Annotated in this window: 14 protein-coding genes and 1 tRNA gene; 10 read left to right on the top strand and 5 right to left on the bottom strand. The window is 69.8% G+C overall.

The features are described from left to right. Positions 1 to 53 precede the first annotated feature (53 nt). Positions 54 to 770, bottom strand: a complete 717-nt coding sequence (locus MOTC310_RS05405; protein WP_331301050.1) for a carbonic anhydrase — start codon at positions 768 to 770, stop codon at positions 54 to 56. Between the two features lie 193 nt (positions 771 to 963). Between MOTC310_RS05405 and MOTC310_RS05400 the strand changes: the two genes are divergently transcribed. The 4 genes from MOTC310_RS05400 (at position 964) to MOTC310_RS05385 (ending at position 4,445) form a co-directional block, all read left to right on the top strand. After that, a complete protein-coding gene (locus MOTC310_RS05400) occupies positions 964 to 1,842 on the top strand; it encodes a cyclic nucleotide-binding domain-containing protein (protein WP_331301049.1) in 879 nt (292 codons plus the stop codon). 330 nt (positions 1,843 to 2,172) lie between these two features. Next, a complete protein-coding gene (locus MOTC310_RS05395) occupies positions 2,173 to 3,738 on the top strand; it encodes a 2-isopropylmalate synthase (protein ID WP_331301048.1) in 1,566 nt (521 codons plus the stop codon). A gap of 100 nt (positions 3,739 to 3,838) precedes the next feature. Beyond that, positions 3,839 to 3,914 (top strand) — tRNA-Lys (locus tag MOTC310_RS05390). Positions 3,915 to 4,172: 258 nt separating this feature from the next. After that, on the top strand, positions 4,173 to 4,445 hold the full coding sequence (locus tag MOTC310_RS05385) for a hypothetical protein (RefSeq protein ID WP_331301047.1): 273 nt from the start codon (positions 4,173 to 4,175) through the stop codon (positions 4,443 to 4,445). An 86-nt stretch (positions 4,446 to 4,531) separates the two neighbouring features. Here the strand turns inward: MOTC310_RS05385 and MOTC310_RS05380 are convergent, their stop codons facing one another. The 3 genes from MOTC310_RS05380 to MOTC310_RS05370 all read right to left on the bottom strand — a co-directional run bounded on the left by MOTC310_RS05380 (position 4,532) and on the right by MOTC310_RS05370 (position 8,709). Further along, positions 4,532 to 4,825: a hypothetical protein gene (locus tag MOTC310_RS05380; protein WP_331301046.1), complete on the bottom strand. Its 294-nt coding sequence runs from the start codon at positions 4,823 to 4,825 to the stop codon at positions 4,532 to 4,534. A 241-nt stretch (positions 4,826 to 5,066) separates the two neighbouring features. Beyond that, on the bottom strand, positions 5,067 to 7,778 hold the full coding sequence (locus tag MOTC310_RS05375; protein ID WP_331301045.1) for an excinuclease ABC subunit UvrA: 2,712 nt from the start codon (positions 7,776 to 7,778) through the stop codon (positions 5,067 to 5,069). A gap of 418 nt (positions 7,779 to 8,196) precedes the next feature. Further along, positions 8,197 to 8,709 (bottom strand): CYTH domain-containing protein, encoded by a 513-nt coding sequence (locus MOTC310_RS05370; protein WP_331290907.1) that lies wholly within the window; start codon positions 8,707 to 8,709, stop codon positions 8,197 to 8,199. 694 nt (positions 8,710 to 9,403) lie between these two features. On the opposite strand from MOTC310_RS05370, the gene MOTC310_RS05365 reads away from it, so the two are divergent. The 5 genes from MOTC310_RS05365 (at position 9,404) to MOTC310_RS05345 (ending at position 14,128) form a co-directional block, all read left to right on the top strand. Then, a complete protein-coding gene (locus MOTC310_RS05365) occupies positions 9,404 to 10,720 on the top strand; it encodes a quaternary amine ABC transporter ATP-binding protein (protein WP_331301044.1) in 1,317 nt (438 codons plus the stop codon). Next, a complete protein-coding gene (locus MOTC310_RS05360; protein ID WP_331301043.1) occupies positions 10,636 to 11,487 on the top strand; it encodes an ABC transporter permease in 852 nt (283 codons plus the stop codon). The genes MOTC310_RS05365 and MOTC310_RS05360 overlap by 85 nt, the downstream gene beginning before the upstream one ends. A gap of 118 nt (positions 11,488 to 11,605) precedes the next feature. After that, positions 11,606 to 12,442, top strand: coding sequence for a glycine betaine ABC transporter substrate-binding protein (locus tag MOTC310_RS05355; RefSeq protein WP_331290434.1), 837 nt, complete (start codon positions 11,606 to 11,608; stop codon positions 12,440 to 12,442). A 79-nt stretch (positions 12,443 to 12,521) separates the two neighbouring features. Next, positions 12,522 to 13,847, top strand: a complete 1,326-nt coding sequence (locus tag MOTC310_RS05350) for a hypothetical protein (RefSeq protein ID WP_331301042.1) — start codon at positions 12,522 to 12,524, stop codon at positions 13,845 to 13,847. Positions 13,848 to 13,897: 50 nt separating this feature from the next. After that, positions 13,898 to 14,128: a hypothetical protein gene (locus MOTC310_RS05345; protein WP_331301041.1), complete on the top strand. Its 231-nt coding sequence runs from the start codon at positions 13,898 to 13,900 to the stop codon at positions 14,126 to 14,128. Here the strand turns inward: MOTC310_RS05345 and MOTC310_RS05340 are convergent. Then, a complete protein-coding gene (locus MOTC310_RS05340; RefSeq protein ID WP_331301040.1) occupies positions 14,125 to 15,159 on the bottom strand; it encodes a GlxA family transcriptional regulator in 1,035 nt (344 codons plus the stop codon). The genes MOTC310_RS05345 and MOTC310_RS05340 overlap by 4 nt on opposite strands. Before the next feature lie 206 nt (positions 15,160 to 15,365). Here MOTC310_RS05340 and MOTC310_RS05335 point away from each other — a divergent pair, with 206 nt between their 5' ends. Further along, entirely contained in the window at positions 15,366 to 16,619 is a 1,254-nt protein-coding gene (locus tag MOTC310_RS05335; protein WP_331301039.1) for a sarcosine oxidase subunit beta family protein, read from the top strand. The last annotated feature ends 24 nt before the right edge of the window (positions 16,620 to 16,643 follow it).

Raw genomic sequence — 16,643 nt, 5'->3', positions numbered from 1 at the left:
GCACCGTCATTGGCAAGGCGCCCGCTCGAAGGTCGCCCCCGACCGCGTTTCGCTCAGAGGAGCGCGAGCCGGCCCGTGGCGATGTCGTAGAAGCCGCCCACGACCTTCACCCGCTGCGCCGTGACGGCCTCCGCGATGATCGGCCCGGCCTGCTCGAGCCGCCGGACGCTGTGCCGGACGTTCTGGGCGGCTGCCTCGGCGAGGGGATCCTGCGCCCGCGCCTTCTCGGACAGGTCCACCGCCGGGCGAATCGCGTCGATCAGCGCGGGGAGATGGCCGGGGAGCGCGGCCCCGGTCTTCATGACGTCGATCGTCGCCTTCACGGCCCCGCAATCGGAGTGGCCAAGGACGAGGATCAGCGGCGCGCCCAGGACCGACACGCCGTACTCGAGGCTGGCGAGGCCGTCGGTGGTGACGAAGTTTCCGGCGACGCGGACGACGAAGAGATCGCCCGGTCCCTGGTCGAAGATGAAGTCCGGGGCGACCCGGGCATCGCCGCAGCCGACGATGCAGGCGATCGGGTATTGCGCGGCGGCCCGCGCGGCGCGACCGGCCGAGAAGTCACGGTTCGCCGGCGTGTTGGCGACGTAGCGACCGTTGCCATCGCGCAGCCGCGCCAGCGCCTCATCGGGCGCGATGGCGTTCGATCGCGCCCCGTCGGGGGCCGCCTCGGCGCGCCGGATCCCGGCGGAGGCGCCCGCAACGGTGCCGGCCGCCACGGCCGCCACCAGGCCGCGTCGGGAGAGGGAAGGTCGATGGAGGTCGCACACGGTGGACAATCCCTTCGCGTTCCACGCCGGCCAAGCCCGGCGGACCGCTCGTCACGTCGGCGCGGAGACAAGCACAGCGACTCGTATCCCCGCCCGTTCTTCGCCGCCGAGTCCAAACTTTGCAGGAAATTCTGGACCCGCGCGGTCCGGCGGGGCATCCCGTAGGTCGAGGTCCGGCTGACGCGGGGCACGGATGTTGGACGATCATTTCCGGACGCGCATCGCACTGCTTCGATCCGAGCGCGCGTTCCGTCGAGCGGTCGCCGGTTACTGCCACGGCATGGTCGAGCCGTCGCAGATTGTTTGGCCGAGCCACAAGCTGCTCAATCAGATGGCGCGCTACGTGGTCTCGTTCATGCTGATCCACAACGATTACGCGTGGCGCCACCACGGCGGCCCGCGCCCCACCCTGACCGCCCTCCAGGCGATGGTCGGCCTGAGTCGCCGGCAGACGGCCGGCTTCGTGTCGGCCCTGAAGGCCGGGCGATACGTCACCGCGGTGGCGGATCGGGGCGACGGGCGCGTGAAATGCCTGCAGGCCGCGCCGTCCCTGGTGTCCGAGATCGCTCGCAGCGGGCGCCTGTTCGCCGCCGCCATGGACGTCGTGGCGCGTCGCGTTCCGGGCCGCGCCGCGCAACTCGACGGGCCCGACCGGCTCGGGGAACTCGTTTGCCGGTCGGCCGCCCACGTGCTGCGGCACGGCACGCTCATCGCGCCGTTCCCGCGGGTGCTCCACTTCGCCGAACGGGATTGCGGCTACCCGCTGCTCACCGCCCTCGTCGGGGCCCACTACGCCGCCACGATCCCAGGCGCGCCGGCGGCGATTCCGCTCAGCCTGCGCGGCCTCGCCGAGCGGCTGGACGTGTCGCGGGCCCATATCGGCAATCTGCTCGGCGAGGCGGAGGCCGCGGGATGGATCCGAATCTCCGGCGGCCGCCTCGCCGCCCTCGACCCGACGCTGCTGGCGGAATACGAGGCCTGGGCCGCCGGGCAGATGCTGTTCTACGACGATCTCGCGGCGGCGATCCTCGCGGCGCCGCCGGCCGGGACCGTCCCGGCCTGCGCGTCCTGACGCCGGTCTCGCTTGTGTTCCGGCCGCCGCGGGGATACCTACGGGCGGCACCGCGCCGTGAGAACGTCCCGCGCGGGTCGCCGACAGGAGAGACGAGCCTTGGCCAGAGCCGGCTCAGCGATCGAGACCGCCCGCGCCGCCTCTACGGCGCTTCGGTCCCGTGCGCGCCGCTCCGGGCTCCTTCTTCCGCTTCTGCTTACCCGCCCCTGAGGGCCGTCCGGGCGCGCGCCTGGGCCTTCAGGGGAGTTCTTTCATTCGCGAATCCGCCCGCGAGGGCACCACGCCGCGCCGCGCCACCACGTGCCGGGCGGCCCGCGACAGGGTAATGCCATGACCACGACCAGCACCGCCTCCGCCCGCGACCGGATCCTGATCTTCGACACCACGCTGCGCGACGGCGAGCAGTGCCCCGGCGCCACCATGACCTTCGACGAGAAGCTCGCGGTCGCCGAGCTGCTCGACACGATGGGCGTCGACATCATCGAGGCCGGGTTCCCGATCGCGTCGAACGGCGATTTCGAGGCGGTCTCGGAGATCGCCCGCCGGACCAAGCGCGCCACCATCGCGGGCCTCGCCCGGGCGATCCCCGCCGACATCGCCCGGGCCGGCGAGGCCGTGCGCCACGCCAAGCGCGCGCGGATCCACACCTTCGTGTCGACCTCGCCGATCCACCTCGCGCACCAGATGCGCAAGAGCCAGGACGAGGTCGTCGAGATCATTTTGAAGACCGTGGCCCAGGCCCGCGACCTCGTCGAGGACGTCGAATGGTCGGCGATGGACGCAACGCGCACGCCGCTCGACTACCTGTGCCGCTGCGTCGAGGCGGCGATCAAGGCCGGCGCCACGACGATCAACCTGCCCGACACGGTCGGCTACGCCACGCCGTCGGAGTACCGCGACATGTTCGCGAATGTCCGCGCGCGCGTGCCGAACGCCGACAAGGCCGTGTTCTCGGTCCACTGCCACAACGATCTGGGCCTCGCGATCGCCAATTCCCTGGCGGGCATCGAGGGCGGCGCCCGGCAGGTCGAGTGCACGGTCAACGGCATCGGCGAGCGGGCCGGCAACGCCGCGCTCGAGGAGATCGTGATGGCCCTGCGTACCCGCGCGGACGTCCTGCCCTACGAGACCGGCGTCGAATCGACCATGCTGACCCGCGCCTCGAAGCTCGTGAGCCACGCCACGAACTTCCCGGTGCAGTTCAACAAGGCGATCGTCGGCCGCAACGCCTTCGCGCACGAGAGCGGCATCCACCAGGACGGCATGCTCAAGAACGCCGAGACCTATGAGATCATGACGCCGGCCTCGGTGGGGCTGACCAAGACCTCCCTGGTGATGGGCAAGCATTCCGGCCGGGCGGCGTTCCGCTCCAAGCTGGAGGATCTCGGACTGCACCTGTCGGACAACCAGTTCCAGGACGCCTTCGACCGGTTCAAGGCGCTCGCCGACCGGAAGAAGCACGTCTACGACGAGGACATCGAGGCGCTGGTCGACGAGAACCTCGCCACGGCCCACGACCGGATCCGGCTGGTCTCCCTGTCGGTCATCGCCGGCACTCGCGGGCCGCAGCGCGCGACGCTGCGCATCGCCGACGAGACCGGCACGCGCATCGAGGAGGCGGACGGCAACGGGCCTGTGGACGCGGTGTTCAACGCGATCTCGGCCCTGGTGCCGCACGAGGCGCAGCTGGAACTCTACCAGGTCCACGCCGTGACCGGCGGGACGGACGCGCAGGCGGAGGTCTCGGTGCGCCTGCGGGACGGCGAGCGCAGCGTTACCGCCCGCGGCGCCGATCCGGACACGCTGGTGGCCTCCGCGAAGGCGTATCTCTCTGCGCTGAACAAGCTGTCGGCCCATTCCGTGCGCGTGCATGCACAGCATGCGGCGGCGGAATGAGAAAAAGCTGCGGCCGGGGGTGGACACGCCCCCGCCGCGTTGGTATCAGCCCGCCACCCCGGACGGACTTGGTGGCCACCGGGCGGTCGCAGACGCGATCGGGCGCATAGCTCAGTTGGTAGAGCAGCTGACTCTTAATCAGCGGGTCCTAGGTTCGAACCCTAGTGCGCCCACCAAGCCTTCCAGGCACGTCGCCGAACGTCTCGGCTCCGCAATCCTCAGATTACATGCGCAGGCAGCGCGTCGGGTGACGACGCCGCGCGTCGCACGATATCGACTCGTCGCTACCTTCCCGGTTAGCTGGTGTGGGGTGGATCGGTGGGCCAGGAGAGAGCTGTGACGGGCGTTCGGCTGCGCAAGGTCCTCACGGGGCGTCGCGCGCGCCCCGGCGCACCGCCATGTTCCTGTCTCAGGTACCGCGATTGGAAAGCGGAATGACGTCCACCGCCCTCGCAGTGATGATGGCCGGCGTGCTCGGTGCCGTCTGCACGATCGTCTTCGCGGTCGATTGGGTCCCGGGCTCCGTCGTCGGACTGCCGAGCCTGCCCAGCCGGCGCGTGGTCGGCCTGTGGCTCTACAATGGCGTTCTCTGCGTCGCTCTGGCCGCCTGGCTGGTGTGCACGTACTTCTGCACGGTCGACGGCTACGACCACATCCCCGCCGTCCGCGACAGCTACTGCAAGCCGCACGTTGCCGCGGGTGCGTGACGGCGGCCGCTCCGGCCGTTGCAGGCCACCGTGACGCGAACCGACGCGGCCCTCCGGGTCGGGCCGTGCCGCTCCGGGAAGACCCGCTAGCTGAGCTTGTCATCCGGCTCGGTGGGCTCGACGCTCGTGCCCAGCGCACCGCCCGCGGGCGCCTCAGTCCGATTGTGCGGGTCTCGGCCCGAGATCAGGCCCGCCTCCGAAGGGCGCCGGTCGTGCGGGTGCATCGCGCGACGGTCGGCCCGGGCCAGCTCTCGATGGGTCGGGATGTACCGCCACGGTGCCGGGGCAGCACCCAGACGAAGAACCGAGGGGGACCGCGTGAGAAACACCGCGAGCACGACCCACGGGATGACGAACACGGCGAAGGCAGTGAGACCCATGGGGATTCTCCGGTATCTTCAGCAGTAAGTACTGAAACTCCGGCGCCTCAATACTGATCCCACGAACACCACTTTAATCGATACTGCATCGCAGCGCGTCTTCGCGCTTCCCGACGCGGAGCACCATCGGCCTGGCCCGGCGAACGGATGGCTGCGCCCGCTCCGAGGCTCGGCGCGAGCGAGCGGCGGCGCGCCCCCGGCACAGCCCGGCATGCCCGGGGCGGGCTCCGGCCGGCCGATCTCAGCCCACCGGCCGCGCCGCATCGCCGAAGACGGTCAGTTCCTCGCGCAGGTAGGGCGCCGTGCGGCTGGCGGGGTTCGCGGCGACGATGTCGGGCCGGCCCGCGGCCACGACGGTGCCGCCCCGGTCGCCGCCTCCGGGACCCATGTCGATGACGTGGTCGGCCTGGGCGACGACGCGCATGTCGTGCTCGACCAGGACGACGGTGTTGCCCGAATCGACCAGACCGTTGAGCTGGACCATGAGGCGGTCGACGTCGGTCGGGTGCAGGCCCGTCGTTGGCTCGTCGAGGACGTAGAGCGTGCCGCCGCGCTGCCCGCGCTGCAGTTCGGTCGCGAGCTTGATGCGCTGGGCCTCTCCGCCGGAGAGTTCGGTCGCGGGCTGCCCCAGCCGCAGGTAGCCGAGGCCGAGATCGCGCAGCACGGTGAGCGGCCGCAGGACGGACGGCTCCTCCGCGAAGGCCGCGCAGGCCCGGTCGACGGTCAGGGCGAGCACGTCCGCGATGCTCAGCCCGTTCCAGGTCACCTCCAGCGTCTCCGGCGCGTAGCGCGTGCCGTGGCAGGTCGGGCAGGGGGCGTAGACGCTCGGCATGAACAGCAGCTCGACGCTCACGAAGCCCTCGCCCTCGCAGGCGGGGCAGCGCCCCTTGGCCACGTTGAACGAGAAGCGGCCCGCATCGTAGCGGCGATCGCGAGCCTCGGGGGTCGAAGCGAACAGCTTGCGGACCGCGTCGAACAGGCCGGTGTAGGTGGCGAGGTTCGAGCGCGGGGTGCGACCGATGGGCTTCTGGTCGACCTTCACCAGGCGCCCGATCCCGTCCATCCCGCCGGCGATGCGGCCCTCTGTCGGACCCGGCGCCTCATCCAGCGGATCATCCGGTTCGTCCTCGGTCTTGACCGGCCGGCCGAGGTGCTCGCCGACGAGTTCGAGCAGGGCTTGGCTCACCAGGCTCGACTTCCCGGAGCCCGAGACGCCGGTGACGGCCGTGAGACACCCGATCGGGAAGGGGACCGAGACGCCGCGCAGGTTGTTGCGGACGATGCCGTCCAGGCGCAGCCAGCCCGCGGGCACCCGCGACGGCCGCGGGGCCGCCGCCGCGAGCCCGAACAGGTAGAGCCGCGTCCGCGACGCCTCGACGTCCCGCAGACCCTCCGGCGGCCCGCTGTAGAGGATCGTGCCGCCGTTCTCGCCCGCGGCCGGCCCCACATCGACGAGCCAGTCGGCGCGGCGCATCGTGCCGATATCGTGCTCGACGACGAAGAGCGAGTTGCCCGCGGCCAGCAGCCCGGCCAGAGCCTCGTGCATGGCGTCCCCGTCGGCAGGGTGCAGCCCGGCCGTGGGCTCGTCCAGCACGTAGACGACGCCGAAGAGCTGCGAGCGCAACTGGGTCGCGAGACGGAGGCGCTGCAGCTCGCCCGACGATAGGGTCGTGGTGACCCGATCCAGCGAGAGATAGCCGAGGCCCAGATCCGCGAGCGTCCCGATCCGCCCGATGAGGTCGGTGGCCAGCCGCTGGGCGGCGAGGCGCTTCTCGATCGACAGGTTCGGCGTGACGCGGACGTCGGGGGCGCCCGCATGGGCCGAGCCGCCGGACGCGGCCCGCTCGGCGCGGTCCCGCCGGCCCACCGCGCGGTNGGCGCGGTCCCGCCGGCCCACCGCGCGGTCGAGGGCGGCCGGCGCGACGTGGTCGTCGGGCTGCCGGTCCTCGGCCGCCGGTCGCAGGGCCTCGGCGAGCGCGGAGAGCGGCATGCGCGACAGCGCGCCGATATCCAGCCCCGCGAACGTGACCGACAGCGCCTCGGGCTTGAGGCGCTTGCCGTGACAGGCGGGGCAGTCCTCGCTGACGAGGTAGCCCGCGGCGCGGCGGCGCATGAGCGCGCTCTGCGAGTTCGTGAAGGTGCCGAGAACGTGGCGGCGGGCGCTCGTGAACGTGCCCATGTAGCTCGGCTCCAGGCCGCGGCGGCGAGCGAGCCGCGTCTGCTCGGGCGACAGCCCGGCATAGACCGGCTCCTGCGGCTGCTCGTCCGTGAACAGGATCCAGTCCCGGAGTGTCCGGGGCAGATCCTTCCAGCGCGTGTCGACGTCGACGCCCCGGCTCACGAGGATGTCCCGCAGGTTCTGGCCGCCCCAGGCCTGCGGCCAGGCCGCGACGGCGCGCTCGCGGATCGTCAGCGACGGGTCCGGCACCATCGAGGCTTCCGTCGCCTGATAGACCCGCCCGAGGCCGCCGCAGGACGGGCAGGCGCCCTGCGGCGTGTTCGGCGAGAAGTCCTCCGCGTAGAGCATCGGCTGGCCGGGCGGATAGGTGCCGGCGCGCGAGTACATCAGGCGCACGAGGCTCGACAGGGTCGTGACGCTGCCGACCGAGGAGCGCGCGCTGGGCGTGCCGCGCTGCTGCTGCAGGGCGACCGCCGGAGGGAGTCCCTCGATGGAATCGACGTCGGGGACGCCGACTTGGTCGATCATCCGCCGCGCGTAGGGCGCGACCGATTCGAAGTAGCGGCGCTGAGCCTCCGCGTAGAGGGTGCCGAACGCGAGCGAGGACTTGCCGGATCCGGAGACGCCCGTGAACACGACGAGGGCGTCGCGCGGCATCTCCACGTCGACGTCGCGCAGGTTGTGCTCGCGCGCCCCTCTGACCGTGACGTAGCCGGTCCGCCCCGCCCCCGCCCGCGCGATCGATGTTCCGCGACTGGGCTTCGCCTGATCCATGAGCAGCTTTCTCGGGGACGCCGGTCCCCACGGGGTGGAACGTCGGCCGAGCGGTGGCCGGTGCGGTCGACGGAACCGTCGCCGCGCGGGCCGCCGGTGCGACCCCTATCCGGTCCGGCTGGAAAATCGAAGTCGGCCGGCGCCGCCGGAGCCGGGCAGTCGGCGGCCGGTCAGACCATCCGGCTTCCGCGCGGAGCGACCGGGACGGATCGGTCATCGAGGGGCACCGACGCCGAATCGCCGCCGGCCGCGATCAGGTCCCGCCCTCGTCCTCGCACGCAGCGGCGGGCGGCGGCCCCCGCATCATCGCGCTGCTGGGCTGTCGAGTTGCTGGGCTCAGGGAAGGCGAGGATCGACACCGGCCCGATCGCACCGGCGATCGCCCGGCAAGAGCAGCGCGGTTCGGTCCCCGCGTCCGCTACGCGGCAACGGGCAGCCGCAGCACGTCGTCCATCGTGATCGGCCGGCCGGCTTCGCCGCAGAGATGGAGCAGGGTGGATTGCCGGAACCGCAGATCGCCGGTCACCTCCTCGCCGAGCCAAGCGGGCTTGCTGAAGGACTGATCGGCCCGCGTGAGCTCGACCTCCGCCAGGACCATCCCGGCCAGCGAGCCCTGGAAGACGTCGACCTCCCAGGTCAGGCCGCCATGCGGGATGCAGTACCGGGTCTTCTCGATCACGTTGCCGGTACACACCTGATCGATCATGGCGGCGGCGTCGGCGTGCGGGATCTCGTACTCGAACTCCGCCCGGGCGATGCCTTCGCGCGCGCCCTTGACCGTGATCCAGGCGCGCTCGCCGTCGAGGCGCACCCGGACCTTCCCGCGCGCGAAATGACCGACCAAGCCGTCCTTCAGGTGCCGAATGGATGTGGACGCGGCGCGCCAGCCATCGCCTGCCACGAGGAACTTCCGCTCGATCTCTAACCGCATCCAGGCGCCCATCGCTTCGGCTGGACGCCTCGTAGCCCATCGCGGCCGCCGAGTCAGGCGCTCGGCCGATGCGGCTTCCTCATCCCCGAACCTGCCCGAACCTGCCCGATGGCGCCGATGACCGGCACACCAGCTGTCGCGGCTCCTCGCCCATAGGCGAGACACCCATTCTGCGGCGCGCCGGCACCGGCGCGGTTGTCGTTCCTGGACAAGCCGCACTGAGCGGCCGCGCGACGAGGCTCCGGGAGCGCACACGCAGCGCGGGGGCTCCGTCGACCGTGCGGCCAGGCTGACCGCTCCGGGCCCGCGGGGAGCGGCCTCCACGGCCGCCGCGACCGTGGAGGCGAGCGTCAGCTCAGTCCGAGCCGACGCTGCCGTCCCAGTGGGCGAGGCGGGCGGCGAACGCCCAGGACAAGGCACGGTCCAGCGCCCCTCGTGCCTGCAAAGGAACGCGCCCGTTCCTGCACAATAAGTTCTCAGACCTGTCTAATTCCGTGCCAATGCTGCGGTGCATTGTGAATTCATGACGGTAAAATTCCAGACGTGTCGTCTTACGGCCAGAAAGCGTCGCAGAAAGGCAAGCCCGCGAAAGGCCTGCCGGTAGCTTTTCATTGTCAAAGATAAAAGGCTCGTCCGGCTCAGGGCAAGAAGCGACGACTGGAAAAATGCATTAGATCGCAGAGGTCGTAACCACATGGGTCGTATTACCTTAGCGGGAGTGAGCAAGATCTTCGGCGCCAACCATGCCGAGGCGATCGCGCTGATCTCCGAAGGGAAACGGAAGGCCGACATCGCCCAGACATGCGGCGCGGTCGTCGGTCTCTGCGACATCTCTTTCGACGTCGTCGAGGGCGAGATCCTCGTCCTGATGGGACTGTCCGGGTCGGGGAAATCGACGCTGCTGCGCTGCATGAACCGGCTCGTCGAGCCGACCAGCGGGCGCATCCTGGTCGACGACGTCGACGTCACGCGCCTCGGCCGGAAGGACCTGTTGGCGTTCCGGCAGAAGACCTTCGGCATGGTCTTCCAGCATTTCGCCCTCCTGCCGAACCGCACCATCGTGTCGAATGTCGCCTTCGGACTGGAGATCAAGAAGCTCCCCCCGCGGCAGCGCAACGACCGCGCGATGGAGGCCATCGCCCTCGTCGGCCTGAAGGGCTGGGAACACAAGTATCCGCACGAGCTCTCCGGCGGGATGCAGCAGCGGGCCGGCCTCGCCCGCGCGCTCGCGGCCGATGCCGACATCCTGCTGATGGACGAGGCCTTCAGCGCCCTCGATCCGCTGATCCGCCGGGACATGCAGGCCGAGCTGAGAGACCTTCAGCGCACGCTCAGGAAGACGATCGTCTTCGTCTCCCACGACCTCGACGAGGCCGTCGCTCTCGGTGGCCGCATCGTCCTGATGAAGGACGGCGAGGTGGTCCAGATCGGTCAGCCCGAGGAGATCGTGGCGCGCCCCGCGACGGACTACGTCGCGCGCTTCGTGGAGCATATCGACCTGTCCGCGGTCATGCGGACCGAGCACGTGGCGAACCGGGACTCCCTCGTCCTGGCGCCGACGCTCACCGCGGCCGAGGCGCGCGCGACGGTGGCGGCGGATACTGCCGATGCGTGGCTCGTCGCCGATCCGGAGGGCCGCTTCGTCGGGCGGATCCGGCGCGACAGGCTCGCCGCCGCCCGTGCCGGCGAGACCGTGTCGGGCCTCCTCGATCTGGATCCGGTCACCGTGACGGCGGGCATCCGTCTCGACGCGGTGATGGGCCGGGTCGCCGACGAGGGCTCCCTGGCGGTCGTCGCCGAGGACGGGCGCCTGATCGGCACCCTCACGAGCCGGGACATCGTCCGCGCATTGGCGGCGCGCCCGGGCACGCACGGCCGGGCAGCGGTGAGCGCCGCCCCCTTTCAAAAGCCCACAGGAGCGGAAGGATGGACTGGAACGTCCCGAAATTTCCCCTCGACACGCTCAGCGACGACGGGCTCGATTGGCTCACCGACCATGGCGCTTGGCTGACCCGCGCCGTCAGCCGCTCGGTCTCGAACTGGATCGACACGCTGACCACGGGCCTCGTCTCCGTGCCGCCCTGGGCAATCATCGCGGTGGCGGCGCTGGCGACCTACAGGATCGCCGGGCGGAAGGTCGGGCTCCTCACGCTCGCCGGGCTCCTGTTCCTGTGGGATCTCCGGCTCTGGCAGTCCACGATCGAGACCCTGGTCCTCGTGAGCCTCGCGACCGTGATGGCGCTCCTGATCGGGATCCCGGTGGGGATCTGGTTCGCCCTCAGCCGGTGGGCCTGGAAGGTGTTCTCGCCGGTGCTGGACATGATGCAGACGCTGCCGAGCTTCGTCTACCTCATCCCGGCGCTGCCCTTCTTCGGCCTCGGCGCGGTCTCGGCCTGCTTCGCGACCATCATCTTCTCCGTGCCGCCCGTGATCCGTCTGACCACGCTCGGCATCCGCAACGTGCCGGCGGAACTGGTCGAGGCGTCAGACGCCTTCGGCGGTTCGGCGACGCAGAAGCTCCTGAAGGTGCAACTGCCGCTCGCGCTGCCGACCATCATGGCCGGCGTCAACCAGACGATGATGCTCGCCCTCTCCATGGTCGTCATCGCCGCGATGATCGGGGCCGGCGGCCTCGGGCGCGAGGTGTGGCAGTCGATCCAGCGCCTCGAGGCGGGCGCCGGGTTCGAGGCGGGGCTCGGCATCGTGATCCTCGCCGTGATCCTCGATCGCTTCACCCAGGCCCTCGCCGCGCGCGCCCGCCCGCAGGGCTCGGCCTGACGGTCATCACCTCACAGAGGCCGCCGCGGGACCCTCGCACGCGGCGCCCGGACTGGCCGGGTGCCAGCCTGCCGCGCGCCGATTGTCTCCGCTCCGTCCCGCCCTGAAAGGTCCAGCGATGCGCGTCCGAACCGTCACCGTCCTCCTCTGCCTCGCGCTCTCCCAGAGCGCCGCCGAAGCCGCGACCAAGCAGGTCCGGCTGGCCTACGTGGAATGGGCCGACGCCGTCGCCGCCACGACGATCCTCAAGCAGGTGCTGGAGGAGAAGGGCTACACGGTGAAGGCCGTCCCGCTCGCGGCGGCCGCGATGTGGCAGGCGGTGGCCACGGGCGACGCCGATGCCAGCGTCGCGGCGTGGCTCCCGGTGACGCAGGCCGCCTACTACGAGAAGCTCAAGGACCGCCTGGACCTGCTCGGGCCGAACGTGACTGGGGCGAAGATCGGCTGGGTGGTGCCCGCCTTCTCGCCGCTCACCTCGATCGAGGATCTCAAGACCAGGGCCGCCGAGGTGGACGGCAAGGTGATCGGCATCGACCCCGGCGCCGGAGTGATGAAGAGCTCGGAGGCCGCCATCAAGGCCTACGGGCTGCCGGTCAAGCTCGTGGACGGCAGCGACGCCACGATGACCAGCGCCCTCAAGAACGCGATCCGGCAGAAGAAGGACATCGTCGTCACCGGCTGGACGCCGCACTGGATGTTCGCCCGCTACGAGCTGAAATACCTCACCGATCCGAAGAAGACTTTCGGCGAGGACGAGAGCGTCAACACCATCGTCCGCAAGGGACTGAAGGAGGATCTCCCCGAGGTCTACGCGATCCTCGAGAAGTTCAAGCTCGGCATCAAGGACGAAGAAGCCATGATGGCGCAGAACGAGGAGCGCGGCGTCAAGCCGGATCAGACCGCCGCGAAGTGGATCGCGGAGAACCGGGCCACAGTCGACAGCTGGCTGAAATAAGAACTCAGTTCAACCCGATAAAACCAAGAAAAACACCCGCCACGGGAACTACGGCGACCTAAAATTCGGGGGCACTACCATGCTGAAAGGATACAGCGCCGTCCTGGCTGCCTGTACGGCTGCCACGATGCTGTGCGGTACGACGGCGCGCGCGCAGGGGCAGAGCGGGCCGGGACAGGGCGCGCAGGAAATCGACGCCGAGCCGACGCGGCTCAACCGGGAGCAGCCGGTGGCTGTGCCCGACCCGACGCCCGTCCTGGCCGCCAGCCCGTCCGAGAAATTCACCTTCGGCGGCGCGATCCGTGCCCGCTACGACTGGCGGTTCGACGACGTCGACCGCGTCGGCACACCGAAAGCCTCGGAGCATTTCGACTTCGACACCCTGGCGCTGAAGGCGGCCTACGATTCCGACACGATCTTCGGGGCCGCCCAGTACCGCTTCTACGGCGGCAGCTCGATCTACGGCCCGCGCAACGGCTACCGCGGCTTCCCGGGCGAGGTCAGTTTCCCGCTCTACGCCTATCTCGGCTACAAATTCACCAAGGAAGACAGCATCACCGCGGGCATGAACCAAGTGCCCTTCGGCCTGGTGCCGTATTTCGGCGCCAGCTTCATCGAGACACTCGGCTTCACGATGGGCATCGAGGAGGTCTACAATCTGGGCGTGAAATACGCGCACGTCGAGCCGGACTTCAACTATCAGCTCGCCTACTATCCGGGCGCCAATCCCAACGCGATCGGCGCCAGCGTCGACAGCGCCCGCTACTCGACCAACATCGTCAAGGCCGACAGCTACGTGCTTGGCGGCAGCCGCAACGCCGAAGAGAACATGTTCATCGGCCGCGCCGAGTACTTCCTCTTCAAGAACGACGTCACCTCGTTCGCGATCGGCGGCTCGCTCTGGCACTCCGAGGTCTACAACTTCGACACGCGATCGACCGGGTCGAAACAGCTCGAAGGCGTGCACGTGCTCGGCACCTCCGGACCGTGGGGCTTCAAGGCGATCTACGTCCGCCAGGACATCAGCCCGAAGAACCCGACCCGCAACGACCAGATCACCGTCGGCGGCTTCGACTTCTCCTACAATATGGCGACCCACGGCAACTTCGTCTCGGCCGAGGTGACCTACAAGATCGCGGACCCGATCGGCCCGTTCACGGCGGTCCCGTATGTCGGCTACAGCGCCTATTACAAGGACAAGGCGCGCTTCAAGGCGAGCGAGCGCTTCATCCTCGGCAGCGCCTGGACCCTGACCGCCGACCCCAACCTCGTGATCTACACGGAGGGGGTGTTCGGCCGGAACGATCCCTACGTCGGCGCCGGCCAGTTCAGCAGCGGCCTCGCCATGGGCGGCGACAACCGCTGGAAGTCCCGCTTCATCATGAGCATCGGCTACTATTTCTGACCGGGACCGACGCGCCCGTTGCGGGCGCGTCCGCCCATGCGCGGGACGGCGTGAGCGGGGTCTCGATCGACTGGCTGCTCGAGAACCACGACACGATCACACACGAGAACTACCCGATAGGCCTCGACGGAAAAATCTGGCGCTTCAACGGTTTCCGCGATCGGATCACCCTGCGCCATCGTTCCGGAGACGTGCTCGAAGCAAAGGGACCGACGGATGCGCCCGGTTCGCCGCGCCCGCCGCCGATCGTTGCGCCGCGCATACCAGCGCACCCGACCTAGGCCCCCGCCTTCGCGAGCGCGACCTCCGCGGCGCCCGGCCCGCGCCCGATCGTGCCGCCGGTGCGCTTGCGCTCCGCGCTCGGCGGGCGCCCGAAATGGTCGACATAGGCCTTCGAGAAGTGTGACGCCAAGGCGAAGCCGCACTCGATGGCGATGCTGAGCAGCGGCATCGCCGTCTGGCGGATCAGGTGCCGGGCGTGCTCGAGTCGGATGCGCAGGTAGTGCTTCGCGGGCGAGCGCCCGAGATACTTCAGGAACAGCCGCTCCAGCTGGCGCTTCGACAGGCGCACAGAATCCGCGAGTTCCTGGCTGCCGAGGGGCTCGGCGAAGGTCTCCTCCATCAGCCCGACGACGTGCAGGAGCTTGGGATGCGCCACGCCGAGGCGCATCCGCAGGTCCATCCGCTGGCGCTCGCCGGCCTCGCGGATGCGGTGGTGGATCAGCTGCTCGGCGACGTTCGAGGCCAGGTCCGGCCCGTGCTCGCGCACGATGAGCGAGAGCATCATGTCGGCCGCCGCGGTGCCGCCCGCGCAGGTGAAGCGGTTGCGGTCGATCTCGAACAGGTCCGAGCCGATCTCCAGGGCATCGTGCTCCGAGGCGAGGCTCGCGAGATTCTCCCAGTGGATCGTCGCGCGGTACCCGTCGAGGAGACCGGCCTTCGCCAGCACGTAGGTCCCGGTGCAGACGGCGCCGATTGCCGCGCCGCGAGTGCTGCTGCGGCGCAGACTCGCGTTCAGCGCCCGGTGGTCGTGCCGGTGGATGTCGATGCCGCCGCAGACGATGAGCATGTCGAGGCTCTGAGCCTCACCGAAAGCGCCCGACACCTTGACCTCGACGCCGTTCGACGCGGTGCACCCGTCTCCGCGCTCCGACCAGAGTGAGTACCGGTAGAGCTCCCGGCCCGCGGCCCGGTTGGCGAGGCGCAGGGGCTCGATGGCCGACGAGAAGGCGATCATCGAGAACTGGGCGACGAGCATGAAGCCGACCGATGTCGTCTCCGATGCCCGACATTCCGTGCTGATCCGGTCCATCGACGTCCCCCGGGGACAGATTAGCCGAGAACCATTCAAAGGTAAGTCCGCGCCGATCACAACCGGCTGAGGCGAGAAACGACCGACGAATCCAGCTCCGGGAGAGCGGCGGAACAGGGCGTCGCAAATCGCAAACTCGCGGTCGCCGTCGAGAAAGCCGGTGCCGGTCGGCGCGCCGATGATCGATCATCCAAGGGGGCTCACCGATGCGCCGCTTCTCCCTCACATCGCTGCTCTCGGAGTCGCTCCGGGGCCATCAGGGCTGGGGCCGCCAGTGGCGCGATCCGCAGCCGAAGGCCGCCTACGACGTCGTCATCGTCGGCGGCGGCGGCCACGGCCTGGCGACGGCCTACTATCTCGCGACCGTCCACGGCATCACCAACGTGGCCGTGCTGGAGAAGGGCTGGATCGGCGGCGGCAACACGGGCCGCAACACCACGATCATCCGCTCCAACTATCTCTACGACGAGAGCGCGGCCCTCTACGAGCACGCCCTCAAGCTCTGGGAAGGCCTGGCGCAGGAACTGAACTACAACGTGATGTTCTCCCAGCGCGGCGTGCTGATGCTCGCACACAACATCCACGACGTTCAGAGCTTCAAGCGGCACGTCTACGCCAACCGCCTCAACGGCATCGACAACGAGTGGCTGTCGAAGGAGGCGTGCAAGGAGTTCTGCCCGCCCCTCGAGATCGGCGGCCACCTCCGCTACCCGGTGCTCGGCGGCGCCCTGCAGCGCCGGGCCGGCACCGCCCGGCACGACGCGGTGGCCTGGGGCTACGCCCGCGGCGCCGACGCCCGCGGTGTCGACATCATCCAGAACTGCGAGGTGAAGGGCGTCCGCCGGGACGCCTCGGGGGCGGCGATCGGTGTCGAGACGACCCGCGGCTTCATCGGCGCCGGCCGGATCGGCGTCGTCGCGGCCGGGCACACCTCGACCGTCATGGCGATGGCCGACGTGCGGATGCCCCTGGAGAGCTACCCGCTCCAGGCCCTGGTCTCGGAGCCGGTCAAGCCGGTCTTCCCCTGCGTGGTGATGTCCAACGCGGTCCACGCGTACATCTCGCAGTCGGACAAGGGCGAGCTCGTCATCGGGGCCGGCACGGACCAGTACACGTCCTACAGCCAGCAGGGCGGGCTCCACATCACCACCCACACCCTCGACGCGATCTGCGAGCTCTTCCCGCAATTCACCCGGATGCGGATGTTGCGCTCCTGGGGCGGGATCGTCGACGTCACGCCCGACCGCTCGCCGATCATCGGCAAGACCCCGGTGCGGAACCTGTTCGTCAATTGCGGGTGGGGCACCGGCGGCTTCAAGGCGACGCCGGGCTCGGGCCACGTCTTCGCCCACACCCTGGCGACCGGCGCGCCCCACGCGATCAACGCGCCCTTCACCCTCGACCGATTCCGCACCGGGCGGCTCATCGACGAGGCCGCCGCGGCGGCCGTCGCGCACTGACCGGCGACCACCCGTCCCATCGAG

Origin of the sequence: Methylobacterium oryzae (assembly GCF_036441375.1) — a bacterium.
In the GTDB taxonomy this organism is placed as follows: domain Bacteria; phylum Pseudomonadota; class Alphaproteobacteria; order Rhizobiales; family Beijerinckiaceae; genus Methylobacterium; species Methylobacterium oryzae_A.
Note: the sequence above shows the minus strand (reverse complement) of the source record. Positions and strands in the feature narration are given on the sequence as shown.